The sequence below is a fragment of the Pseudomonas sp. CCC4.1 genome (assembly GCF_035019225.1).
Taxonomy (GTDB): Bacteria; Pseudomonadota; Gammaproteobacteria; order Pseudomonadales; family Pseudomonadaceae; genus Aquipseudomonas; species Aquipseudomonas bubulae.
The window spans coordinates 1-24,063 of the sequence record NZ_JASJWL010000010.1 but is presented as its reverse complement, the minus strand read 5'-3'; the positions used below and the strand labels follow the sequence as shown (position 1 = coordinate 24,063).

The following is a 24,063-nucleotide window of genomic DNA, read 5'->3' as shown; positions in this document are numbered from 1 at the left end:
CCGGGATTAGAATGGCCAGCATTCTCTTTTGGTGACAGCGATATGACTGATCAGCGCAAAGGCAGCGATGCCGAACCCACCACTCACTTCGGCTTCAAAAACGTACCGGAAAGCCAGAAGGCCGAGAAAGTCGCCGAGGTTTTCCACTCTGTAGCCGGCAAATATGACCTGATGAACGACGTTCTGTCAGGCGGCATGCACCGTCTGTGGAAGCGTTTTACCATCGAGCTGTCCGGTGTACGCCCGGGCAACAAGGTGCTGGACATCGCTGGCGGTACCGGCGATCTGGCCCGCAAGTTTTCCCATCTGGTTGGCCCTACCGGCCAGGTCGTGCTGGCTGATATCAACGCGTCCATGCTTAAAGTCGGCCGTGACCGCCTGCTGGACAAGGGCGTAGCCGGCAATATCGAGTTCGTTCAGGCCGACGCTGAAAAGCTGCCGTTCCCGGACAACTATTTCGATTGCGTGACCATCGCTTTCGGCCTGCGCAACGTGACCCACAAGGAAGACGCCCTGCGCTCCATGCTGCGCGTGCTGAAGCCGGGCGGCCGCCTGTTGGTACTGGAGTTCTCCAAGCCGACCAACGCGCTGATGTCCAAGGTCTACGACACCTACTCGTTCGCTTTCATGCCGATGGTGGGCAAGCTGATCCTCAACGACCCGGAAAGCTATCGCTACCTGGCAGAATCGATCCGCATGCACCCGGACCAGGAAACCCTGAAGTCGATGATGGTCGAGGCCGGTTTTGACCGCGTGACCTATCACAACATGACCTCAGGTATCGTCGCCCTGCATCGCGGCATCAAGCCCTGATGTTGCTGCGCGGCCTTCTCGCCAGCGTCGAACACGGCGTCAACCGCGTATTGCGGCTGGACAGCACGGCCCTGGCGCGTTTGCGCCCCTTGACCGGCAAGTTGATTGCCGTCGATTGCGCCAGCCCTGCGCTGCACCTGTTTATTCTGCCCAGCGAAGAAGGCCTGATGCTGGCGAGCCAATGGGCAGCCGAGCCTGACTGCACCCTGCGCGCGCCTGCCTCCAGCCTGTTGCGCCTTGCTCTGAGCAAGGACAAGAGCGCCATCCTGCACAGCCCTGAAGTCGAACTCGAAGGCGACAGCGCTGTGTTGATGGAATTGGCGGCGGTGCTGCAAGACCTGGAACTGGATTGGGAGTATGAACTTTCGAACTGGATCGGGCCTGTGGCAACGGCATTGATCGGTGGCCATGTACGCAGCCGCGCCAACTGGTATCAACAAGGTTTCGCCAGCATCAACCAGAACCTGGCCGAATACCTGAGCGAAGAAGCCCGCACTTTGGTCGGAGAACGTGAGGCGCAAGCGCGCTTTGACGAGCTGGACCAACTCAAACTCGACCTGGATCGCCTTGAAGCGCGCTTTGAGCGCCTTTGCCGATCCCTCAATTCCAGCGATAACGCATGAAGCTGCTTGCCATACGCCGTTTGTTCCGCATCCAGCGCGTCGTCATTCGCTACCGGCTCGATGACCTGCTGTTCGCCCTGCCCTTGCCGTGGTGGATGTTGTCCCTGCGCTATGCACTGCCGTGGCGCTGGTTCCCGCGCAAAAAACTGGAGCTGAGCCGCGGTGCCGCCCTGCGCCTGGCGTTGCAGGATCTGGGGCCGATTTTCATCAAGTTCGGCCAGATCCTTTCGACCCGCCGCGACCTGCTGCCCGCCGATATCGCCGATGAGCTGATGCTGCTGCAAGACCGCGTACCGCCGTTTGACCCGCAGTTGGCAGTCAAGCTGATCGAAGAACAGCTCGGCGCCCGGATCAGTGAAGTGTTCAGCCGTTTTGATATCGAACCACTGGCCTCGGCCTCGGTGGCCCAGGTTCACTCGGCCAAACTCAAGACCGGCGAAGAAGTGGTGGTCAAGGTTGTACGCCCGGGCCTCAAGCCGATCATCGGCTCCGACCTGGCCTGGCTGTTTATCCTCGCCCGCACTGCCGAGCGTTTGAGCGCAGACGCCCGCCTGCTGCATCCGGTGGATGTGGTCAGTGACTACGAAAAAACCATTTACGACGAACTCGATCTGTTGCGTGAAGCGGCCAATGCCAGCCAGCTCAAGCGCAACTTCGAAGGCTCGCCGCTGATGTATGTGCCGCAAGTCTACTGGGACTGGTGCCGCCCGAAAGTGTTGGTGATGGAGCGCATCTACGGGATCCAGGTCACCGACCTTGCGGCCCTGGCCGATCAGCGCACCGACATGAAAATGCTGGCCGAACGTGGCGTGGAGATTTTCTTCACCCAGGTGTTCCGCGACAGCTTCTTTCATGCCGACATGCACCCCGGCAACATTTTTGTCAGCACCGTGAACCCGTGGGCCCCGCAATACATCGCCATCGACTGCGGCATTGTCGGCAGCCTGACCCCCGAGGACCAGGACTATCTGGCGCGCAACCTGTTCGCCTTTTTCAAGCGCGATTACCGGCGCGTGGCGCAGTTGCACATCGATTCAGGCTGGGTACCGGCGCACACCAAGCTCAACGAGTTTGAAGCGGCGATCCGCACCGTCTGTGAGCCGATCTTCGAAAAGCCGCTGAAGGAGATTTCCTTTGGCCAGGTGCTTATGCGCCTGTTCCAAACTGCGCGACGCTTCAATATGGAAGTTCAGCCACAGTTGGTGCTGCTGCAAAAAACCCTGCTCAATATCGAAGGCCTGGGCCGCCAGCTGTACCCCGACCTGGATTTGTGGAGTACCGCCCAGCCGTTCCTTGAGCGCTGGATGCGTGAGCGCGTCAGCCCCAAGACCCTGCTGCGCAACCTGCACAGCCAGGTCGAGCAGATCCCGCATCTGGCCGGCATGACCCGCGACTTGCTCGAACGCATGTCGCAGCCCCATGCCCATAACAAACAATTGGTCGTGCGCGAACCCCGTGACAGCTGGTTCCTGCGCCTGATCGGTGCCGGGCATCTGGCCGCTGGCGCATTACTGGCCAGTATTGGCCCGCTACACACTGCAGGCTATTGGCCTGCCGGCATAATGCTGGCCGTGGGCTTGTATCTGATCGTGCGCCGATAGCCAGCCCCGGTCGAGGCTGGCAAACTGTTAATTCACCAGGCCTCAGCCACAGGGCTGAGGCAGGTTGTCGGAGTCGAACATGAAAGACTGGCTGGACGAGATCAAATGGGACAACGACGGCCTGGTGCCGGCGATTGCCCAGGACCACAAAACCGGGCGCGTACTGATGATGGCCTGGATGAACCGCGAGGCACTGAGCCTGACGGCAACCGAGAACCGTGCCATCTACTGGTCACGTTCCCGTGGCAAGCTGTGGCGCAAGGGCGAAGAGTCCGGCCATGTGCAAAAGCTGCATGAAATGCGCCTGGACTGCGACGCCGACGTGATCATCCTGATGGTCGAACAAATCGGTGATATCGCCTGCCATACCGGCCGTCAGAGCTGCTTCTACCGCGTGTACGAAAACGCCGAGTGGAAGATCGTCGACCCGGTACTTAAAGATCCGCACGCCATTTACCAAGCAGGGCACTCCCATGACTGACACTCTGAGCCGCGTAGCCCAAGTGCTCGAAGCGCGCAAAGGCGCAACCCCGGACAGCTCCTATGTGGCCAGTCTGTACCACAAGGGCCTGAACAAGATTCTGGAAAAGGTCGGCGAAGAGTCGATCGAGACCATCATCGCCGCCAAGGACGCTGCCATCAGCGGTGATTGCAGCGATGTCATCTACGAAACAGCCGATCTGTGGTTCCATAGCATGATCATGCTGGCCCAGCTGGGGCAGCACCCTCAGGCCGTACTGGATGAACTGGAGCGTCGTATCGGCACCTCCGGCCATGTGGAAAAAGCCTCGCGGCCGTCCACCTAACCCTTATTTGCAAAGGAACAGATCATGGGCATTTTTGACTGGAAACACTGGATCGTCATTCTGGTAGTCGTAGTCCTTGTCTTCGGCACCAAAAAACTGAAAAACCTGGGCACGGATGTCGGCGAATCGATCAAGGGCTTTCGCAAGGCCATGAACGACGACGAAAAACCTGCCGAGCCCGTGGTTCCACCTGCGCAGCCAACCGCCGCGCCGCAGCCGCACACCACTTCGACCCTGAACGAGCCGCACACCATCGACGTGCAGGCGCAAAAAGTCGAAGAGCCGACCCGCAAAGACGTGTGAGCCAAAACTAATGTTCGGTATCAGCTTCAGTGAACTGCTGCTCGTCGGCCTGGTGGCCCTGCTGGTGCTCGGCCCCGAGCGCTTGCCGGGTGCTGCACGCACGGCGGGCCTGTGGATCGGGCGCCTGAAACGCAGCTTTAATGCGATCAAACAGGAAGTTGAACGGGAAATCGGCGCGGACGAAATACGTCGGCAGCTGCACAACGAACATATCCTGTCGATGGAAGAGGAAGCCAAGAAAATTCTGGCTCCGCTGCAGGACGCTGTGAAGCCGTTAACGCCCACCGAGCCACCTGTCAGTACCGCTCCCGTCGCACACCCAGAGTCTGCGAGCGCTGCGCCCGTGACCCTGAGCAAAACCGCGTCCGCCCCTGCGCCGCAACCGGCAGCGCCACACGACCCCACCCTGCCACCGCGAGCCCCTTAAGCGCATGAGCGATAAGCCTGAACACGACCAGCCAATGCCGCTGGTTTCGCACCTGACCGAGTTGCGTACCCGCCTGTTGCGCTGCATCGCGGCGATTTTCATCATTTTTGCCGGGCTGTTTGCCTTTACCCAGCAGATCTACACCCTGGTCTCCACGCCGCTGCGTGAATACCTGCCGGTGGGTGCAACGATGATCGCCACCGACGTGGCCTCGCCGTTCCTGACCCCCCTCAAGCTGACCATGATGGTCTCGCTGTTTATCGCCATTCCGGTGATCCTGCATCAGATCTGGGGGTTTATTGCACCGGGCCTGTACAAGCATGAAAAACGCATCGCCGTGCCCCTGCTGGTGTCGAGCATTTTCCTGTTTTACGCCGGCATGGCCTTTGCCTACTTCCTGGTATTCCCGCTGGTGTTCAAGTTCTTCGCCGCTGCCACCCCGGAAGGGGTTGCGATGATGACCGATATCAGCAGCTACCTTGATTTCGTCATGACCCTGTTCTTTGCTTTTGGCGTGGCCTTTGAAATCCCCGTAGCCGTAGTGCTGCTGGTGTGGATCGGCATCGTCGATGTGCAATACCTGCGCAAGATCCGCCCCTACGTGATTATCGGCTGCTTCGTGGTCGGCATGATCCTGACCCCGCCCGACATTTTCTCGCAAACCTTGCTGGCGATCCCGATGTGGATGCTGTTTGAAATCGGCATCCTGTTTGGCAGCCTGGTCAGCAAAAACAAGCGTGGCGATGACGCAGACGAGCAACCGGCCGATAACGACGCCCAACCGCCAGCACCACAAGCGTGAACCTGCTGCTCCTCGAAGAGGCTGATTTCATTGCCGCCGACCGCGTGATCCTGCGTGACCGGCGCCTGACGCATATGCAGGAAGTTCACCGTGCTGCAGTGGGCGACAGCCTGCGCGTGGGGCGCATTGGCGGGCTGATGGGCAGCGCCGAACTGGTGCGTCTGGAGGCCAAAGAGGCTGAGCTGGTTATCCACAGCCTGGACCTGCCGCCACCCGCCAAACTGCCACTGACCCTGCTGCTGGCGCTGCCGCGCCCGAAAATGCTGCGCCGGGTGCTGCAAACCGTAGCCTCGATGGGTGTGCCCAAGATCATTCTGGTCAACAGCTACCGGGTTGAAAAAAGCTTCTGGCAGACACCGTTTCTGGAGCCCGAAGCCATCCGTGAACAGTTGATCCTGGGGCTGGAGCAGTCCCGTGACAGCGTGTTGCCCGAGGTCATCATCGAAAAACGCTTCAAGCCGTTTGTCGAAGACCGCCTGCCGGCGCTGGTGGAAGGCACCCTGGGCCTGGTGGGCCACCCGGGGGATTACCCGGCCTGCCCGCGCGGGCTGGATGAGGCCGTAACCCTGGCCATCGGCCCTGAGGGTGGCTGGATCCCCTACGAGATCGACTTGCTGGCCAAGGCGGGCTTGCAGCCAGTGCAACTGGGCGCACGCATCCTGCGGGTCGAAACCGCCGTCACGGCGCTGCTCGCCCGCCTGTTCTAGACCGCTCTGCAGGGCGCTGCGGACGCATTCCAGGCCCGCAGCAGCCCCTGACATTTGTGTAGCCTCTTTTCCTCCTTAAGATTTGCTCGCTCGAGCCGATGCAGTAGCACTTCAATATCACTCAAGAAGCCATGGACGGCTGTTATCGATGCCAATCGATCAAAAAAAGGAACTCGTCCATGAACCATTGGTTGACTGCCACACTAGGCAATATCAGTGTCAATCGTAAGCTCGGCCTGGGCTTCGGCCTTGTGTTGCTGCTGACCCTGCTCATCACCATCACCGGCTGGAAGGGGCTGACCAGCGTGATTGAGCGGGGCGACAAGCTGGCCAATATTTCCCAGGTCATCGCCCTGATCAAGGATTTGCGCATTGCCCGCGTCACCTACGACAAGAACAACGGTGAAAACGGCCCGGGCGAGGTCAATGACCTGCTCAACAAGATCGGTAACCAGCTGGTCGCCGCCAACAAGCTGATGGTCCAGGCCAATGACCTGAGCATGAGCAAGGACGAAATCAGGGCCGTCGAGCAGTACAAGAGCATCTTCGCCACTATCGATGAGGCGACCCGGGCACGCGAAGTCAGCAGGGCCAAGCTCGGTGCAACATCCGTCGCCGCCCTCAGCCAGATTGCCGGGATCGAAAAGGACGTGCTCCAGAGTGAAAACCTGGCCGAGTTCAACAGCGTCAACCAGGTCAACCGGTCGCTGTTGCAGGCCCGCTTCGAGGTGCGCGGCTACACCCACACCGGCGACATCGATGCCGCGGTGCCTGCCGTGGAAGCCATCGATCAAGCGCTGGCAGAACTGGCCAGCCTCAGTAAGCGACTGCCCGCTACCTATGCCCCTCAATTCGAGCAGGCCATCGCTTCGCTGAAGAACTACCGCGCTGCCTTTATCGACTTTCGCGATTCCCAAGTGAATAGCGACAAGCAATTATCACAACTGCAAGTACTGGGCGATGCACTGGTCGACCTGAGCAACAAACTGTCCCTGTCACAACTTGACCAACGGGATATCGATACCCGACACGCCAAAACCGCGCTGCTGGTCTGCGCATCATTGGCACTGGTGCTGGGTATTATCGCGGCCTGGATCATCACCTGGCAGATCGTTACGCCCTTGCGCGACACGCTCAATATTGTCCGGGCCGTGGCAGCCGGTGACCTCAGCCAGAGCCGCCCGACAACCCGCCGTGACGAACCCGGCCAGCTGCAGCAGGCCATTGAAGTCATGCGCGGGGGCTTGCACGAACTGATCTGCGGGATCGGCGAAGGCGTTAGCCAAATTGCCAGCGCAGCGGAGCAGCTGTCTGCCGTTACCGGGCAAACCAGCGCAGGGGTCAACAGCCAGCGCATCGAAACCGATCAGGTCGCCACTGCCATGAATGAAATGGCCGCCACCGTGCATGAAGTCGCGCGCAATGCCCAGGAAGCGTCCAAAGCCGCGATCACCGCCGACCTGCAAGCTCAGGAAGGTGACACCGTGGTGGCCCAGGCCGTTGAGCAGATTGGCCGCCTGGTGGCGGAAGTGCAGCTATCCACTGATGCAATGGCACATCTGAAGCACGAAAGTGACAAGATCGGTAGCGTACTGGATGTCATCAAGGCTGTTTCGCAACAAACCAACTTGCTGGCCCTCAACGCCGCAATTGAAGCCGCCCGTGCCGGAGAGGCAGGTCGTGGTTTTGCCGTGGTGGCCGACGAGGTACGCAGCCTGGCGCAGCGCACGCAGAAGTCCACGGAAGAGATTGAAGTGCTGATCACGGGCCTGCAAAACGGTACGCAACAAGTATCCAGCAGCATGGACAGCAGCCGGTTGCTGACGGACAGCAGTGTAGAGTTGACCCGGCGGGCGGGTGAGTCTTTGAGCACCATTACCCGTACCGTATCGACCATTCAAGGTATGAATCAGCAGATTGCGGCCGCGGCCGAGCAACAAAGCGCGGTGGCCGAAGAGATCAACCGCAGTGTGGTGAATGTGCGCGACGTGTCAGAGCAAACTGCCACCGCCAGCAAGCAGACCGCCGCCTCCAGCATTGAACTCGCACGGCTAGGCACACAGCTGCAAACCCTGGTGGCCCGTTTCAAGGTCTGACCAGGAGCGGTGCGACTTTCGTCACACTAACGGCAACTGTCCTTCAGTTCCGGGCCACGACGCCGATGACCTGATACCCCTCCAAGGAGTATCACCATGTACCGTCAGCTGGCCCAACTGCTGGGCAATATCAGCGTCAACCGCAAACTCTGCCTGGGCTTCGGCCTGGTGCTGGTGCTGACCCTGCTGATTGCCGGCACGGGCTGGAACGGCCTGGTCTCGGTGATCGACCGGGGCGACAAGCTGGCCAACATTTCGAAAATCATCAGCCTGACCAAAGACCTGCGTATTGCCCGCCTCGAATATGAACGCCAGCCCGGGGAAAGCGCACTTGCCGGCGTTACCAACCAACTGAGCGAACTGGACAACGCACTGGCGTTGTCGCGCAAACAACTGACCTCTCCCGACGACCTGGCCCTGGTTGAGCAGCAGCTCAACGCCGTGGCGGAGTACAAACGTGCCTTCGCCGACCTGATCCAGGGTACGCAGGCCAGTGATCAAGCCGTTGAACGCATGCACCAGCAGGGCAATGTCCTGATCGAGCAAAGCCAGAAGCTCTCGACCCTGCAGGCCACCAAACGCAACAACGAAAGCCGCCAGGCTACCAACCTGCTGATCGGCTGCACACTGCTGGCACTGGTACTGGGCATCATTGCTGCCTGGGTTATTACCCGCCAGATAGTCATACCGCTGCAACGCACCCTCAAAACCGTTGAGCGCATTGCAGCAGGCGACCTGACCCACGACCACCCGACCGACCGCCGCGACGAGCTGGGCCAGCTACAGCAAGCCATACAGCGCATGACTGCCGGCCTGCGGGAATTGATTGGCGGTATCAGCGACGGCATAACGCAAATCGCCAGTGCCGCCGAAGAACTCTCGGCGGTCACCGAGCAAACCAGCGCCGGGGTCAACAACCAGAAGGTCGAGACCGATCAGGTCGCTACCGCCATGCACGAAATGGCGGCAACCGTGCAGGAAGTGGCGCGTAATGCCGAAGAAGCTTCCGAGGCTGCGCTCGCGGCCGACCAGCAGGCGCGTGAAGGCGACACAGTGGTCGCGCAGGCCCTGGCCCAGATCGAGAAGCTGGCCATCGAAGTCGGCCATTCCACCGACGCCATGGGCCATCTCAAGCGCGAGAGCGACAAGATCGGCAGTGTGCTTGACGTGATCAAGTCCGTGGCTCAGCAAACCAACCTGCTGGCGCTCAACGCGGCGATTGAAGCGGCACGGGCGGGTGAAGCCGGTCGCGGCTTTGCCGTGGTGGCCGATGAGGTACGCAGCCTGGCGCAGCGCACGCAAAAATCCACGGAGGAGATCGAAGAGCTGATTGCCGGGCTGCAAAGCGGCACCCAGCAGGTCTCCAGCAGCATGGACAGCAGCCGCGCCCTGACTGACAACAGCGTTGAGCTGACCCGTCGAGCAGGCGAATCACTGGGCAATATTACCCGCACGGTGTCTACGATTCAGGGCATGAACCAGCAGATTGCCGCAGCCGCCGAGCAGCAGAGCGCGGTGGCGGAGGAAATCAACCGCAGTGTATTGAATGTGCGTGATGTGTCTGAGCAAACCGCCGCCGCCAGCGAAGAGACAGCAGCCTCCAGCGTTGAACTGGCGCGCCTGGGTACGCATTTGCAGACATTGGTGGGGCGGTTCAAGGTTTAGAAACCTCTGCCCCTGTGGGAGCGGGCAAGCCCGCTCCCACAAAAGCAGGCAGGCCCTGCTCTTAAAGCACCTGACGCAAAAACGCCTGGGCGCGCAGGTCTTTGGGCGAGGTGAAGAAATCTTCCGGGGCGGAATCTTCCAGCAACTTGCCGTGGTCAAAGAACAGCACGCGGTTCGCCACTTCACGGGCAAAGCCCATTTCGTGGGTCACGCAGACCATGGTCATGCCTTCGCGGGCCAGGGTCTTCATCACGTCCAGCACTTCGCCGACCATCTCCGGGTCGAGCGCCGAAGTCGGCTCGTCAAACAACATCACCTTGGGTTCCATCGCCAGTGCACGGGCAATTGCCACACGCTGTTGCTGGCCACCCGAGAGACGTGACGGGTACTCATTGGCTTTTTGCCCGATCCCGACCTTGTCCAGCAATGCCCGGGCCTTGGCTTCGCGCTCGGTCTTGCCGCGCTTGCGCACAACCTTCTGCGCCAGGCACAGGTTTTCCAGCACGGTCATATGCGGAAACAGGTTGAAATGCTGGAACACCATGCCGACTTCACGCCGGTAGGCGTTCACGTCGGTCTTGGGGTTGGCCAGATCCAGGCCGTCGATGCTGACGGAGCCCGAGTCGAAGTCTTCCAGGCCGTTGAGGCAGCGCAGGAAAGTCGACTTGCCGGAACCCGACGGGCCAATCACCACCAGCACTTCGCCCTGGGCGACGGTGGTGCTGACGTTGTCCACGGCGCGCACGATATGGCCGCGGGTGTCGAAGACTTTTACCAGTTCGCGAACTTCAATCACTTTGCGCGAGCCTCCGCTCAAGCCGGCTGGCGAAATGCGACAGCGGCAGGTTGATCAACAGGTACAGGCCCGCTACGCAGAACAGGATTTCGAACGGCGAAAACGAGGTAGTGATGACTTCCCGACCGCTTTTGAGCAGTTCGGTAATGGCAATCACCGACACCAGCGAAGTGTCCTTGACCAGGCTGATAAATTGCCCGGCCAATGGCGGCAGCACCCGCTTGAACGCCTGCGGCAACACCACATAGCGCATCGACTGGCTGCCGTTGAGGCCCAGCGAGCGGGCCGCTTCGTTTTGCCCGCGAGCAATGGACTGCACGCCCGAGCGGATGATTTCAGCCACATACGCACCGGTGAACAGCGACAGCGCGGCAATACCGGCAAATTCGCGGGACAGGTTGAGTACGGTGCCGATAAAGAAGTAGAAGATAAAAATCTGCACCAGCAACGGCGTGCCACGGACCAGTTCGACGTACAGTGTCGAGAGGTCGCGCAGGGTCGGGTTGTTCGATAGCCGGCACAGGCCCGTAACCAGCCCGATAATCAAGCCCAGTACGCCAGACACCAGCGACAGCCAGACGGTCGTCCACAGGCCCCACAGCAGCGGCCCCGCAGCCCAGTGGCGGTTGACGCCGATCACATCGCCTTCGTCGACTTCGTCACCTTCGGCCAGTTGCAGGCTATTGCCGGCAACGCTCACCCGTTGTTCATTGCCATCATCACCGCGCAGCAGCACTTCGGCAGTGTCGCCCTTGCGTACCAGTTCGATGATGGTCGAGTGCTCAGCAGCCCGCTGGGCTTCTTCGGCCTGATAAGCGAAATACTGGGGGACGCGGTTCCAGCGCCATTCGTAAGACATCAGCGAGGTGGCGTAATACAAAGCCCCCGCCAGGCCGATGAGCACCAGCACGGTCAATACGTGCCAGGGCCACTGGGCTTTTTTTTGTTTGATCACTTTCAGGTTCCACGTCTTGTATCGCTAGGGAGGCCGTCATCGCGGGCAAGCCCGCGATGATTCAATCAGCCTTATTCCATGTCCTTGAGCCAGGCGGTGTCTTTGAACCACTTGTCATGGATGCGATCGTAAGTGCCGTCTTCGTGGATCTGGTGCAGGAAGTTGTTGATGAAGTTGATGCTGTCGTAGTCACCCTTCTTCAGACCGAAGGCCAGTGGCTCGTAGGTGAATGGCTGGTCAAGGAACACCAGTTTGCCGTTACCGAACTTGTTGACGGCTACAACGTTGTAAGGCGCGTCGTATACAAAGGCATCAGCCTTACCGTTAACCACGTCCAGCACACCTTCAGGCTCGTTGTCGTAGCCGTGGTACTGGGCTTTGGACATCAGCTTGCGGGCGATCATTTCGCCGGTGGTGCCGATTTTCGAGGTCAGGCGGTATTGCGGGTCGTTGAGGTCTTTGTAGGACTTGATCTTGTCAGCCAGTTCCTTGCGTACCAGCAGGGTTTGGCCCACAACAATGAAGGGTTCGCTGAAGTTCAGGCGCAAGTTGCGTTCCTGGGTCAGGGTCATGCCGCTGCCGATCATGTCGAACTTGTTGGTCATCAGGGCCGGGATGATGCCGTCGTAACCGGTAGATACCAGCTCCAGCTTGACACCCATGGACTTGGCCATCGCTTTGAGCAGGTCAACTTCGAAGCCAATGATCTGGCCACGCTTGTTGGTCATTTCAAAGGGCATGTAGGTAGGGTCCATGCCCACCTTTAAGGTGCCACGCTTGACCGCATCATCAATTGCGCCTGCATGGGCTGCGCTGATCGCCAGCAGTGCAGTGACACCGCACAGCAGTTTCGAGACAAACTTCTTCATCATCAACTCCCCCTCACCTACTCAATTAAGGTGTTGGCCAGCGGCTGGCTTGAAGCAAAAAGCCAATAAAGCCGGGCACTCACCCATTCGAAAACGGATGCTAACTCACTGAGGGTTGTGAGACGAGTTTTGAAACAGAAAAGGCCAATGGCCGGGGGATACAGTCACTGTGGGAGCGGGCTTGCTCGCGATACAAGCGACGCGGTGCAACAGGTATTACGAGGTGATGCAATCGCGAGCAAGCCCGCTCCCACTTAAAGCGGAAACGGGTTGCTCACGAAGGATCAAGCAGCAGGCTGCAACGGCAACAGCGGTGCGTGAGGGTCGGCAGCAACCGACTCACGCCAGGCGTTCAGCCAGCCTTCGTGCCCCTCGCTCCACACCAGCGCATGCAGGCGTGCAAGGGCAACCGGGTCGCTCAACAACTGCATGCGCTCGTTGTTGGTAACGCCCTCTGGACCGACTTTGAGTGCATGACGCACACGCTCGGTACGCAACCACTCAATCGGCTCGGCTTCCCGGTGACGCGAGGTCGCCAAAGCACAGGCCAATGCGTTCTGCTGCGGATCAACCACGGCCCGGACAAAACCGTCATGCAGCGCATGGTAGCGATTTTCATGGGTGTATTCGGCGGTAGCCGACAACTCACGGGGCGGCGCATATTCCTCAGGAATCAGGAACAGGCTTTCGTCACGGGTCTTGAGGCCCAGTTTCACCCGGCTGGAGATCACGGAAACCGGGATCGACAACATCAGTGAACCGACAATCGGTACCAGCCACCACAAAAAGCTCGGGTTCAACCACAGCACCAATGCAGCCCATGCCGCACCCAGCAGGGTTTGCGGGCCATGACGGCGTACGGCTTCGCTCCACGGCGTGGAGTCGTCGTCACGCTGTGGCGAGTTCCAGGTCGCCGCCCAGCCCAGAAACGCGGCCAGTACAAAGCGGGTGTGGAAGATCATGCGCACCGGTGCCAGCAGCACCGAGAAGAGCATCTCAAGCAGCATCGACAGCGTTACTTTGAACTTGCCACCGAACTCTTTGGCACCCTTGGCCCAGATCAGAATGATGCTCAGCAGCTTGGGCAGGAACAACAAGACGATGGTGGTGGAAAACAGCGCCACGGCTTTTTCCGGGTGCCACTGTGGCCACAACGGGTACAACTGCCGTGGTTCCAGGAAGTACTGTGGCTCCATCAGCGTGTTGACCGCCAGCAGGGCCGTCGACAACAGCAGGAAGAAGAACCACAACGGTGCCGACAGGTACGACATCACCCCGGTCAGAAACACCGCACGGTGCACCGGGTGCATACCCTTGACCAGAAACAGGCGGAAGTTCATCAGGTTACCGTGGCACCAGCGACGGTCACGCTTGAGTTCATCCAGCAGGTTAGGCGGCAACTCTTCATAGCTGCCCGGCAAGTCGTAGGCAATCCACACACCCCAACCGGCACGGCGCATCAACGCGGCTTCCACGAAGTCGTGGGACAGGATCGCGCCCGCAAAAGCGCCTTTACCCGGCAGCGGTGCCAGGGCGCAGTGCTCGATAAACGGCTTCATGCGGATAATTGCGTTGTGACCCCAGTAGTGGGATTCACCCAACTGCCAGAAGTGCAAGCCGGCGGTAAACAGCGGGCCGTACACACGGGTGGCGAACTGCTGCATGCGCGCATACAGCGTGTCCATGCCCGAGGCTCGTGGCGCGGTCTGGATGATACCGGCGTCCGGCGTAGCTTCCATCAGGCGTACCAGGCTGGTCAGGCACTCACCGCTCATCACACTGTCTGCGTCGAGCACCACCATGTACTTGTAATCACCGCCCCAGCGACGGCAGAAGTCGTCAAGGTTGCCGCTTTTACGTTTCACACGGCGACGGCGACGGCGATAGAAGATGCGCCCGAAACCTTCGGTTTCGCGGCATACATCCAGCCAGGCCTGTTGCTCGGCAACGCAGATATCGGGGTCGTTGCTGTCACTGAGGACGAAGAAGTCGAAGCGGTCCAGGTCGCCGGTGGCGGCCACCGACTCGTAAGTCGCGCGCAAACCCGCGAATACACGGGTGACGTCTTCGTTGCAGATCGGCATCACCAGCGCAGTACGCGCTTGTTCCGGGATCGGTTCATTACCGGCGCTGGCGCCGGAAATACGGTATTTGTCGTGCCCGGTCAGCAGTTCCAGAAAGCCCATCAGGGCGGTCCAGAAACCCGCCGACACCCAACAGAACAGAATCCCGAACAGGATCAGGATGCTGGTTTGCAGGGCATAGGGCAGCACTTGCTGGGCCGTTTGCATCAACGGCTGGTGCAATACTTCTTCAAGGTCAACGAACGACCAGCCCTGGTACGGCATGATGCCTTTCATGTACCAGCCCGCAACGATGGTCTGGCCGAGCATCAACACCAGCAGGATGTAGCGGCGGATCGAACCCACCGTACGCCAGCGGGCCTTGGGCAGGACGCGTTCGTCGATTTCCGGCTTGGGCGGGTTGCTGCGCCCGGTCAGGCGCCGCCAGCCACGCACCAGGATATTGGTGCGCCATGGCTCTGGCACTACCTTGGTACGGCGAATCGGCGGCGTAGCCTTGAGCATGACCCGGCCGCTGGCGTCGAGGGCGAGCATTTCTGCTTCCTCAAGTTCAGCCGCCGAAGTCAGGTTCAGACGCGTGCCCACCGAAGCCTGAGCGGCCTCGGCGGCATCCACGTCGCTCTGCGCCGACAGGCGCGCATGCAACTCGGCGAACGAGGTGCAGTTCGCCAGTTCCGCGCGCTGCTCATCGCTCAGTGGTAAATGCGCCAGGTACTCGCTGAGCGAGGCCGGGTGGGGCTGAGCATTACTCATCGGCTGGCAACTGGTAGCTCCAGGTCTCGGTCAGCACTTTTTCAGTCTTGACCGGCTCCGGAGTGGCTGGGGTCGCTTCAGGCGCCTTGGCGTCCTTGGCTGCGTGGTCTTTCTTGTCCTGTGCCTTGGCCGCAGCTTTCTCGGCTTTGGTCTCAGGTGCCTTATCCGCTTTGGCGGCCGCAGCCGGCTCAACGTCCTGGACCAGCGCTGCACGCATTTCCGTGGCCTTGCTCGGGTCTTTGATTTTCAACCGCAGGGTCAAACGCCAGCCCTTGGTTTCAGGGTTGTAACGCACGTTGTTTTCAACCAGTTCGGCGTTGTCACCCACACTGACCTGGCTGCGCACAGCAGCATTTTCCGGCAGAGCCTTGAGGGACGGGCCTTCGAAGTCCACCAGATACGCCACACTGCCGTCTGGCTGGCGGATCAGGTTGGATTGCTTGACGTCACCGGTCGAACGCAGGGTCTGTTGTGCCCAGGCGCTGTCGGCCGGGTGCAGAGCTGCTTCATCCATGGTCCAGTGCAGGCGATAAGCGAAATCAAAAGGCTTGAGCGGCTCCGGCAGGGTGTCCGGGCTCCAGAAAGCAACAATGTTGTCGTTGGTTTCATCAGCAGTCGGAATTTCTACCAGATCAACCGAGCCTTTGCCCCAGTCGCCCTGAGGTTCGATCCACGCACTTGGACGCTTATGGTAGTTGTCATCCAGGTCTTCGTAGTGGCTGAAATCCCGGCCACGTTGCAGCAAGCCGAAACCACGCGGGTTTTCAACGGCGAAGTTGCTTACCGACAAGTGTTTCGGATTGTTCAGCGGACGCCAGATCCACTCGCCGTTACCGGCGTGAATGGCCAGGCCCGACGAATCGTGCAGTTCGCGACGGTAGTTGAGGACCTTGGACGGCTGGTTGGCGCCAAACAGGTACATGCTGGTCAGCGGAGCGATGCCCAGCTTGCCGACCTTGTCACGCAGGAACATTTGCGCTTTGACATCCACTACCGTGTCCACGCCCGGGCGCAGGGTAAAGCGGTAAGCACCGGTAGCCCGTGGCGAGTCCAGCAGGGCGAAGATCACCAGATGCTTGTCGTTAGGCTTGGGTTTTTCGATCCAGAATTCGGTGAAGCGCGGGAACTCTTCGCCCGACGGCAATGCCGTGTCGATCGCCATACCACGGGCCGACAGACCATAGATCTGGCCCTTGCCCACAACGCGGAAGTAACTCGCGCCGAGCATGGTCATGATCTCGTCCTGTTTGTCCGCCTTGTTGATCGGATACAGCACGCGGAAACCCGCCCAACCGAGGTTTTCGGTGGCTTTAGGATCGAACTTGACGTCGCCGAAGTCGAAACGGCTCGGGTCGTACTTGATCTCTTCAACCGTGGTGGCGGTCACTTCGTTGATTTTCACCGGCGTGTCGAAATGCATGCCCTGGTGATAGAAGGACAGTTTGAACGGGGTTTTGTCACCCGCCCACTGGGCCTTGTCACGGTTGAACTGGATTTTCTGGTAGTCCGCGAACTTCATGTCGCGGAATTCCTTTGGCAAATTGCTGCGCGGCGCTTGGTACTTCTGCTCGGCGAGGGTTTTAGCCTCAGCCGCCACGTCATCCAGACTGAATGCCCACAGTTGACCCGCACCGAACAAGCAAAAGAGCGCAGAGCCCGTCACCAGTGCGTTACGCAACCGCTTGGCAGACATTTTTGGTGCATTTAATGGACTAACAATCACGAGCAAACCTCGCCGAAAACAGATGATGAAACCAACGGCCAGCGATCTAAATGCCAGGTTGGCGAGCACTGTTCCGACCGTCAAAGGAATAAATGATTCCCCGGACGTGTCGGATTAGTCTCTGTGTAGCGCAGGATTATCTAGTAGCCCGCGTTACAACGCATCTACTGTCAGCAAGTATTTCTCGCTAAAACCCCCTGTTTTCAGACGAAAACACGGTTTTTCAGGGTTTTAGGTTTGTAACAAAAATGTCACAGGGCCATCATTGATCAAATGCACCTGCATATCAGCGCCAAAACGCCCCGATTCGACGCTGGGGTGAAGTCGTTTTGCCGCTTCAAGCAGCTGATTGAACAACGCCTCGGCCAATGCCGGTGGTGCTGCCGTGGAAAAGCTCGGACGCAGGCCGCTCTTGGTGTCTGCCGCCAGGGTAAATTGCGAAACCAGCAGCAAGCCGCCGCCGATATCGGCCAGTGACAGGTTCATTTTGCCTTCGGCATCGCTGAATACCCGATAGTTGAGCAGCTTATGCAGCAACTTGGCGGCGCTGGCTTCGGTATCCCCGGGCTCGACGGCAACCAGCACCAGCAAGCCCTGATCGATTGAACCGACAATCTCCCCCGCTACCTCTACCCGCGCGCCACTGACGCGCTGCAACAGCCCCTTCATGCTTCGTCAGGCTGCAAGTTGAGCAGACGACGGGCCATTTGCTCGGTGGCGCGCACCAGGGCGTCGGTAATGCCGGGCTCGGAAGCGACGTGCCCGGCTTCACGGATGATTTGCAGCTCACTGCCCGGCCAGGCCTGGTGCAGCTCCCAGGCGTTATCCAGCGGGCAGATCATGTCGTAGCGGCCATGCACGATCACGGCCGGCAGGTGGGCAATCTTGTGCATGTCCCGCAGCAGTTGATTGGGCTCAAGGAACGCGTTGTTCATAAAGTAGTGGCATTCGATACGGGCAATGGACAATGCCCGGTGCGGGTCGCAAAAGCGCTCGACCACCTGCGGGTTGGGCCGCAGGGTGGCGGCGCGGCCTTCCCAGGTCGACCATGCCTTGGCCACATGCATCTGGGCAATCTGGTCGTTGCCCGTGAGGCGCTTGTGAAAGGCACTCATCAGGTCGTCACGCTCTTCCTCAGGGATCGGCGCGATATAGTCCTGCCAGTAGTCGGGGAAAATCCGGCTGGCCCCTGCCTGATAGAACCATTCGATTTCCTGCGGCCGCGCCAGAAAGATCCCACGCAAAATCAGGCCATGTACTTGCGCTGGATGGCTTTGCGCGTACGCCAGTGACAGGGTCGAGCCCCACGAACCGCCGAACAACACCCACTTGTCGATGCCCAGGTACAGGCGAATCCGCTCCATATCGGCGACAAGATCCCACGTGGTGTTGCTGTCCAGGCTGGCGTGCGGTGTCGAGCGACCACAGCCGCGCTGATCAAAGGTGATGATGCGATACAGGCCCGGATCGAAATAGCAGCGGCTGTTGGCATCGCAACCCGACCCCGGCCCGCCGTGGACAAACACCACCGGCAGGCCGTCTGGCGAACCGCTCTCGTCAACGTAGAGCACATGCGGGCCATCGACCGCCAGTTCATGCCGGGCGTAGGGTTTGATCTGCGGGAACAAGGTCTGCATTACGCACTCCAGGGAGGGGTCGAAAGAGATTGCCGTCAGGCATCATAAACCCGATTGGAGGTATTGAGCATGCCCTTACTAAAAGGATGGGGTTTGTATCGGTGGCGCGCCTCCTACCCTCTCCTGTAGGGCGAGGGGGGCTGATTGTCGGTGTTCTTGAGGCCGCGCGCATTCTGTCCCCTCTCCCTCCGGGAGAGGGCTAGGGTGAGGGGCTTTTGACTTAACGTTCCCGCCCCCACTCAATAATCCGCGCCAACAATTGCTTGAGTACCACCCGGGTCGGTGCCGCAAGGTCTTCGCGATAGTTGAACGGCTCGAACTCTTCCATATAGGTGCACTGCGCCAGTTCCAGTTGCACAGCATGGATGTTGTCCACCGGACTGCCGTAATGACGGGTGATATGGCCACCCTTGAAGCGTCCGTTCAGTACATGACTGTAGGCTGGATGCTCGGCACAAATGGCTTCAAGATCGCGGGCCAGCGTCGGATCGCAACTGGCACCATTGAAGGTGCCCAGATTGAAGTCCGGCAGACGGCCGTCAAACAGATGAGGGATTTGCGAACGAATGGAATGCGCATCAAACAGCAGCGCATAGCCAAACTCGTCTTTCATGCGTTTGAGTTCCTGTTGCAAGGTCTGGTGATAGGGTTTCCAGATCTGCTCCAGGTACGTCGCACGCTCCTCTTTCGTAGGCACCAGCCCTTCACGAAACAATGGCACGCCATCAAATAGCGTGGCCGGGAACAAACCTGTGGTGGCGCCCACATACATCGGCGCATCGTCCTGCGGGCGATTGAGGTCAATCACAAACCGCGAATACTCGGCTGCCAGGGTGCTGGCACCCAGCTCGCTGGCAAAGTCGTACAGCTGCGGGATATGCCAGTCGGTGTCCGGCAGGCTTTGCGCCTCAGGGATCAGCCCGGCCTTGACTGCCGGAGTCAGTTTCAGACCAGCATGGGGCATGCTGATCAGCAACGGCACGCGGCCTTGTTTGAATGTCAGAACCTTGTCCACAAGCTTTCTCCTAAAGCGTTACGTCAACGCCGCTACGCACGACGCGTTTGTCCAGATCACCGCCCAGCCAATAAGCCAGGTCTGCCGGACGATCAATGTTCCAGGCGACAAAGTCGGCCACCTTGCCGGGCTCAAGCGAGCCGTGGGTCTCGCCCATGCCCAATGCCGTTGCCGCGTGCAGGGTGACCCCGGCCAGGGCTTCTTCGGGGGTCATACGGAACAGGGTGCAGGCCATGTTCAGCATCAGGCGCAACGACAGTCCCGGCGAGGTTCCCGGGTTGAGGTCACTGGCAATGGCGATTTTTACCCCGTGCTTGCGCAGGGCCTCCATCGGCGGCAACTGGGTTTCACGCAAGAAGTAAAACGCACCAGGCAAGAGCACGGCCACGGTACCGGAGGCGGCCATGGCAATGGCGTCTTCTTCGGTCATGAATTCCAGATGATCGGCCGACAGCGCCTGATAGCGCGCCGCCAAGCTGGAGCCATGCAATGAAGACAGCTGCTCGGCGTGCAATTTGACCGGCAGGCCCAATTGCTGCGCTACCTTGAACACCCGCTCGACCTGGGCCGGTGAGAACGCCAGGTATTCGCAGAACGCATCCACAGCGTCCACCAGCCCTTCGGCCGCCAGCGCGGGTAGCATCTCGTTGCAGATATGCTCGATATAGTCATCGGCGCGATCCTTGAACTCCGGCGGCAAGGCATGGGCGGCCAGGCAGGTGCTGCGCACCGTGACCGGCAATGCTTCGCCAAGACGGCGGATCACCCGCAAAATTTTGCGTTCACTCTCCAGGCTCAGGCCATAACCGGACTTGATCTCGACACTGGTCACGCCATCGCGCAGCAAACACCGCAAACGCTGACGGGCACTGTCGAACAACTCGTCCTCGCTGGCCGCGCGGGTCGCACGCACAGTGCTGGCAATACCGCCGCCGACCGCGGCGATTTCGGCATAGCTCACGCCTTGCAGACGCTGCTCGAACTCACCGCTGCGGTTGCCGCCAAACACCGTGTGCGTATGGCAATCGATAAGCCCCGGCGTTACCCACGCGCCTTCAAGGCCGTGGGTTTGCCCATATTCGCCCGTCGGCAACTGCTGACGCGGGCCAAGCCACTCAATGTAGCCGTCACGGGTGACGAGGGCGGCATCCTCGATGATCGAGTACGTGCCGTTGGCCATTGTTGCGACATTGCAGTGCTGCCAAAGGGTTTTCATCGCGTCACTCCGTCAATGATCAAAAACTCAGGAAAGCTCGGGAGCCACTTCAATTGCCCGACCCGCTGCAGGTTTTACCCACAGCAGATAAGCCACAACCAGCATGAGAATCCAGACCACACCTACCATTAGCGCGGCTTGTGTCTCAGGGAAGTAACCCAGTACGCCGAAGATAAACACCATGAACACAATGGCGGCAATCGGCGCATACGGCCAGAACGGCACCGGGAACTTGAGTTCGGCCACTTGTTCACGGGTCATGGAACGACGCATGGCCACCTGGGTGACCAGAATCATCAGCCATACCCATACCGTGGCAAAGGTCGCGATCGAGGCGATCACCAAAAAGATGTTTTCCGGGATCAGGTAGTTAAGCACCACACCCACCAGCAAGGTGGCGCCCATTACCAGCACGGTCATCCACGGCACGCCGTGTCTGGAGATTTTGGCAAAGCCCTTGGGCGCCTGCCCTTGCTGGGCCAGCCCGTACATCATGCGGCCTGCACCGAAGATGTCGCTGTTGATCGCCGACACTGCCGCCGAGATCACCACAATATTGAGGATGGTGGCCGCCGAGCTGATACCCAGACTGTCAAAGATCTGCACAAACGGGCTGCCCTGGCTGCCGATCTGAGTCCACGGGTAAATGGCCATCAGTACAAACAGAGTCAGCACATAGAACAGCAGAATTCGCAGCGGAACCGCGTTGATCGCTTTAGGGATCACACGCTGCGGGTCTTTGGCTTCGCCAGCGGTAATACCAATGATTTCAATGCCGCCAAAGGCAAACATCACCACGGCAAACGAGGCGATCAAACCGCCCACGCCATTGGGCATGAAGCCGCCGAAGGACCACAGGTTGCTGATGCCGGTCGCCACCGCATCGGAGCTGCCCGAGGTGCCAATACCAAACAGCATGATGCCGAAGCCGGCCAGGATCATCGCCACGATGGCAGCAACCTTGAGCAGCGACAGCCAGAACTCCATTTCACCGAAGACTTTAACGCTGCACAGGTTCAGGCCGCCAATCAGCAGCACGATACCCAGCACCCAGATCCAGCGCGCCACTTCCGGGAACCAGAAGCCCATGTAAATACCGAACGCGGTGACATCGGCCAGACACACGATGATCATCTCGAAGGCATAGGTCCAGCCGAGAATAAAGCCCGACATGGGCCCCAGATAGGTGCTGGCGTAGTGACCGAAGGAACCGGACACCGGATTGTGCACGGCCATTTCGCCCAGTGCGCGCATGACCATGAAGACCGCCGCGCCACCAATCAGGTAAGCCAGCAGCACAGCAGGTCCAGCCATCTGGATGGCAGCAGCTGAACCATAGAAAAGACCCGTCCCGATCGCTGAACCCAGCGCCATGAAACGGATGTGGCGAGCGGAAAGCCCGCGTTTCAAACCTTGAGTCTGGTTTTGCATTTCGCGTCCTTGATTATTTTTGTCGGCGAAAACAGAGACGCAGAGAGCCCGTAGGCCCTCTGCGTTTTTTTGGATTACAGGCTTGGCAGAACGTGTGCAGGCAGCAGTGCGTTCAGGCAACGGGACGCCAGCAGTTGCATGGCGATTTCGATGTCCGGCGCGAAGAAACGGTCTTTTTCATAATGCGCGACTTTGCTGCGCAGGGTGGTGCGGGCGATTTCCAGCTTGGCGGACGTTTTCAGGCCATCACGCAGATCCAGGCCCTGGCACGCGGCCAGCCATTCAATGGCCAGAACACCGCGAACGTTTTCGGCCATTTCCCACAGACGCTTGCCCGCAGAAGGCGCCATCGATACGTGGTCTTCCTGGTTGGCCGAGGTAGGAATGCTGTCCACGCTATGCGGGTGGGACAACGCCTTGTTCTCGCTGGCCAGGGCCGCAGCCGTCACCTGGGCGATCATGAAACCGGAGTTGACGCCGCCATTGGCCACCAGGAACGGCGGCAGTTGCGACATGTGCTTGTCCATCATCAACGAGATGCGACGCTCACTCAGCGAACCGATTTCGGCAATGGCCAACGCCATATTGTCTGCAGCCATGGCAACCGGCTCGGCGTGGAAGTTACCGCCGGAGATCACGTCGCCCTGTTCGGCAAATACCAGCGGGTTATCCGACACCGCGTTGGCTTCAATGCCCAGCACTTCGGCGGCCTGACGGAACTGGGTCAGGCAGGCGCCCATGACTTGTGGCTGGCAGCGCAAGGAGTACGGGTCTTGTACCTTGTCGCAGTTTTTGTGCGACTCGGACACTGCGCTGCTGGTGCCCAGCAGATCGCGATAAATCGCCGCCGCGTCGATTTGACCGCGTTGGCCGCGGGCAGCATGAATGCGTGGGTCGAACGGCGAGCGCGAACCCAGAACGGCTTCAACGGTCAGGCCGCCACAGGCCATCGCAGCGGCAAACAGGTCTTCGCCTTCAAACAGACCGCGCAGAGCGTAGGCCGTCGATACTTGAGTACCGTTAAGCAGGGCCAGGCCTTCCTTGGCAGCCAGGGTCAGCGGCTCAAGACCGGCTTGTTTCAAGGCAGTGACGGCATCCAGCCACTCGCCTTTGTAACGGGCCTTGCCTTCACCCAGCAGCACCAGCGACATATGCGCCAACGGCGCCAGATCGCCCGATGCGCCCACCGAACCTTTGAGCGGAATATGCGGGTAAACCTCGGCATTGATCAGGGCGATCAATGCATCGATGACCACGCGACGAATCCCGGAGAAACCACGGCTCAGGCTGTTGACCTTGAGCACCATGATCAGGCGCACCAGGTCATCGCTGATCGGTTCGCCGATACCAGCGGCGTGGGACAGCACCAGCGAACGCTGGAGGTTTTCCAGGTCTTCACTGGCGATTTTGGTCGAAGCCAACAAGCCAAAACCTGTATTGATACCGTAGGTGGTGCGGTTTTCGGCAAGGATCTGCTCAACGCACGCCACGCTGGCATCGATCTGCGCCGAGGCGCTCGCGTCCAGGCTGAGGGTAACCGGCTGCTGATAAATGTCACGCAGTTGGGCAAGGCTCAGTTGGCCGGGGATCAGGTTTAACTCAAGCACGTTAATACTCCTTCACGCGTGTTACCGAAAATTATAGAAATCTTTAACAACCATGTGGGAGCGGGGCCGGGGGGGCAGGGCCGTAGAGGCGCCGGGCGCGACCCCCCGGGGCCCCAGCGGGGGTGTGGTTTTAA

22 protein-coding genes and 1 pseudogene are annotated in these 24,063 nt (G+C 59.6%); 12 read left to right on the top strand and 11 right to left on the bottom strand.

From position 1 onward, the window contains the following. Positions 1–42 precede the first annotated feature (42 nt). From ubiE to QN377_RS06425, 12 genes and pseudogenes are all read left to right on the top strand, one after another. A complete protein-coding gene (gene ubiE, locus QN377_RS06475) occupies positions 43–813 on the top strand; it encodes a bifunctional demethylmenaquinone methyltransferase/2-methoxy-6-polyprenyl-1,4-benzoquinol methylase UbiE (RefSeq protein WP_095000836.1) in 771 nt (256 codons plus the stop codon). Then, positions 813–1,436, top strand: a complete 624-nt coding sequence (locus tag QN377_RS06470) for a ubiquinone biosynthesis accessory factor UbiJ (protein ID WP_095017732.1) — start codon at positions 813–815, stop codon at positions 1,434–1,436. Before ubiE ends, QN377_RS06470 begins: the two co-directional genes overlap by 1 nt. Continuing rightward, positions 1,433–3,037, top strand: a complete 1,605-nt coding sequence (ubiB, locus tag QN377_RS06465) for a ubiquinone biosynthesis regulatory protein kinase UbiB (protein ID WP_095000834.1) — start codon at positions 1,433–1,435, stop codon at positions 3,035–3,037. Before QN377_RS06470 ends, ubiB begins: the two co-directional genes overlap by 4 nt. Before the next feature lie 79 nt (positions 3,038–3,116). Further along, on the top strand, positions 3,117–3,518 hold the full coding sequence (gene hisI, locus QN377_RS06460; RefSeq protein ID WP_095000833.1) for a phosphoribosyl-AMP cyclohydrolase: 402 nt from the start codon (positions 3,117–3,119) through the stop codon (positions 3,516–3,518). Then, the gene (locus tag QN377_RS06455) at positions 3,511–3,843 is read left to right on the top strand and encodes a phosphoribosyl-ATP diphosphatase (protein ID WP_095000832.1); all 333 of its coding nucleotides are present in this window, start codon (positions 3,511–3,513) and stop codon (positions 3,841–3,843) included. Before hisI ends, QN377_RS06455 begins: the two co-directional genes overlap by 8 nt. 24 nt (positions 3,844–3,867) lie before the next feature. Next, on the top strand, positions 3,868–4,146 hold the full coding sequence (locus QN377_RS06450; protein WP_019825245.1) for a twin-arginine translocase TatA/TatE family subunit: 279 nt from the start codon (positions 3,868–3,870) through the stop codon (positions 4,144–4,146). Between the two features lie 10 nt (positions 4,147–4,156). Next, positions 4,157–4,573, top strand: coding sequence for a Sec-independent protein translocase protein TatB (gene tatB, locus QN377_RS06445; RefSeq protein ID WP_095000831.1), 417 nt, complete (start codon positions 4,157–4,159; stop codon positions 4,571–4,573). A gap of 4 nt (positions 4,574–4,577) precedes the next feature. Next, complete coding sequence (tatC, locus tag QN377_RS06440) at positions 4,578–5,375, top strand: twin-arginine translocase subunit TatC (protein ID WP_095000830.1); 798 nt, start codon at positions 4,578–4,580, stop codon at positions 5,373–5,375. Then, positions 5,372–6,082, top strand: a complete 711-nt coding sequence (locus tag QN377_RS06435; protein ID WP_095000829.1) for a 16S rRNA (uracil(1498)-N(3))-methyltransferase — start codon at positions 5,372–5,374, stop codon at positions 6,080–6,082. Before tatC ends, QN377_RS06435 begins: the two co-directional genes overlap by 4 nt. Before the next feature lie 131 nt (positions 6,083–6,213). Beyond that, positions 6,214–7,323: pseudogene (locus QN377_RS22840) on the top strand (methyl-accepting chemotaxis protein); the annotation flags it as partial. Continuing rightward, positions 7,315–8,178 carry a methyl-accepting chemotaxis protein gene (locus QN377_RS22835; RefSeq protein WP_373557828.1) on the top strand — a complete coding sequence of 288 codons (864 nt, stop codon included), beginning with the start codon at positions 7,315–7,317 and terminating at the stop codon, positions 8,176–8,178. The pseudogene QN377_RS22840 and the gene QN377_RS22835, both read left to right, overlap by 9 nt. A 96-nt stretch (positions 8,179–8,274) precedes the next feature. After that, a complete protein-coding gene (locus QN377_RS06425) occupies positions 8,275–9,843 on the top strand; it encodes a methyl-accepting chemotaxis protein (protein WP_095000827.1) in 1,569 nt (522 codons plus the stop codon). 61 nt (positions 9,844–9,904) lie between these two features. On the opposite strand, the gene QN377_RS06420 is transcribed toward QN377_RS06425, so the two are convergent. The 11 genes from QN377_RS06420 to hutH all read right to left on the bottom strand — a co-directional run bounded on the left by QN377_RS06420 (position 9,905) and on the right by hutH (position 23,929). Beyond that, positions 9,905–10,639 carry an amino acid ABC transporter ATP-binding protein gene (locus QN377_RS06420; RefSeq protein ID WP_095000826.1) on the bottom strand — a complete coding sequence of 245 codons (735 nt, stop codon included), beginning with the start codon at positions 10,637–10,639 and terminating at the stop codon, positions 9,905–9,907. Then, positions 10,632–11,591 carry an amino acid ABC transporter permease gene (locus QN377_RS06415; RefSeq protein WP_370688616.1) on the bottom strand — a complete coding sequence of 320 codons (960 nt, stop codon included), beginning with the start codon at positions 11,589–11,591 and terminating at the stop codon, positions 10,632–10,634. The genes QN377_RS06420 and QN377_RS06415 overlap by 8 nt, the downstream gene beginning before the upstream one ends. A 74-nt stretch (positions 11,592–11,665) precedes the next feature. After that, positions 11,666–12,463 (bottom strand): transporter substrate-binding domain-containing protein, encoded by a 798-nt coding sequence (locus tag QN377_RS06410; RefSeq protein ID WP_016783160.1) that lies wholly within the window; start codon positions 12,461–12,463, stop codon positions 11,666–11,668. Between the two features lie 284 nt (positions 12,464–12,747). After that, positions 12,748–15,300: a glucans biosynthesis glucosyltransferase MdoH gene (mdoH, locus tag QN377_RS06405; RefSeq protein ID WP_095017735.1), complete on the bottom strand. Its 2,553-nt coding sequence runs from the start codon at positions 15,298–15,300 to the stop codon at positions 12,748–12,750. After that, positions 15,293–17,023, bottom strand: coding sequence for a glucan biosynthesis protein G (locus QN377_RS06400; RefSeq protein WP_095001089.1), 1,731 nt, complete (start codon positions 17,021–17,023; stop codon positions 15,293–15,295). The genes mdoH and QN377_RS06400 overlap by 8 nt, the downstream gene beginning before the upstream one ends. Positions 17,024–17,254: 231 nt before the next feature. Next, on the bottom strand, positions 17,255–17,692 hold the full coding sequence (gene dtd / locus QN377_RS06395) for a D-aminoacyl-tRNA deacylase (protein ID WP_095000823.1): 438 nt from the start codon (positions 17,690–17,692) through the stop codon (positions 17,255–17,257). Beyond that, positions 17,689–18,660, bottom strand: a complete 972-nt coding sequence (gene pip, locus QN377_RS06390) for a prolyl aminopeptidase (protein ID WP_095000822.1) — start codon at positions 18,658–18,660, stop codon at positions 17,689–17,691. The genes dtd and pip overlap by 4 nt, the downstream gene beginning before the upstream one ends. Before the next feature lie 220 nt (positions 18,661–18,880). Beyond that, positions 18,881–19,675, bottom strand: coding sequence for an N-formylglutamate deformylase (hutG, locus tag QN377_RS06385; protein WP_095017736.1), 795 nt, complete (start codon positions 19,673–19,675; stop codon positions 18,881–18,883). Positions 19,676–19,685: 10 nt separating this feature from the next. Beyond that, positions 19,686–20,891 carry an imidazolonepropionase gene (hutI, locus tag QN377_RS06380; protein ID WP_095017737.1) on the bottom strand — a complete coding sequence of 402 codons (1,206 nt, stop codon included), beginning with the start codon at positions 20,889–20,891 and terminating at the stop codon, positions 19,686–19,688. A 27-nt stretch (positions 20,892–20,918) separates the two neighbouring features. Then, positions 20,919–22,322 carry an amino acid permease gene (locus tag QN377_RS06375; RefSeq protein ID WP_095017738.1) on the bottom strand — a complete coding sequence of 468 codons (1,404 nt, stop codon included), beginning with the start codon at positions 22,320–22,322 and terminating at the stop codon, positions 20,919–20,921. 74 nt (positions 22,323–22,396) lie between these two features. Continuing rightward, on the bottom strand, positions 22,397–23,929 hold the full coding sequence (gene hutH, locus QN377_RS06370; protein WP_095000818.1) for a histidine ammonia-lyase: 1,533 nt from the start codon (positions 23,927–23,929) through the stop codon (positions 22,397–22,399). Positions 23,930–24,063 lie beyond the last annotated feature (134 nt).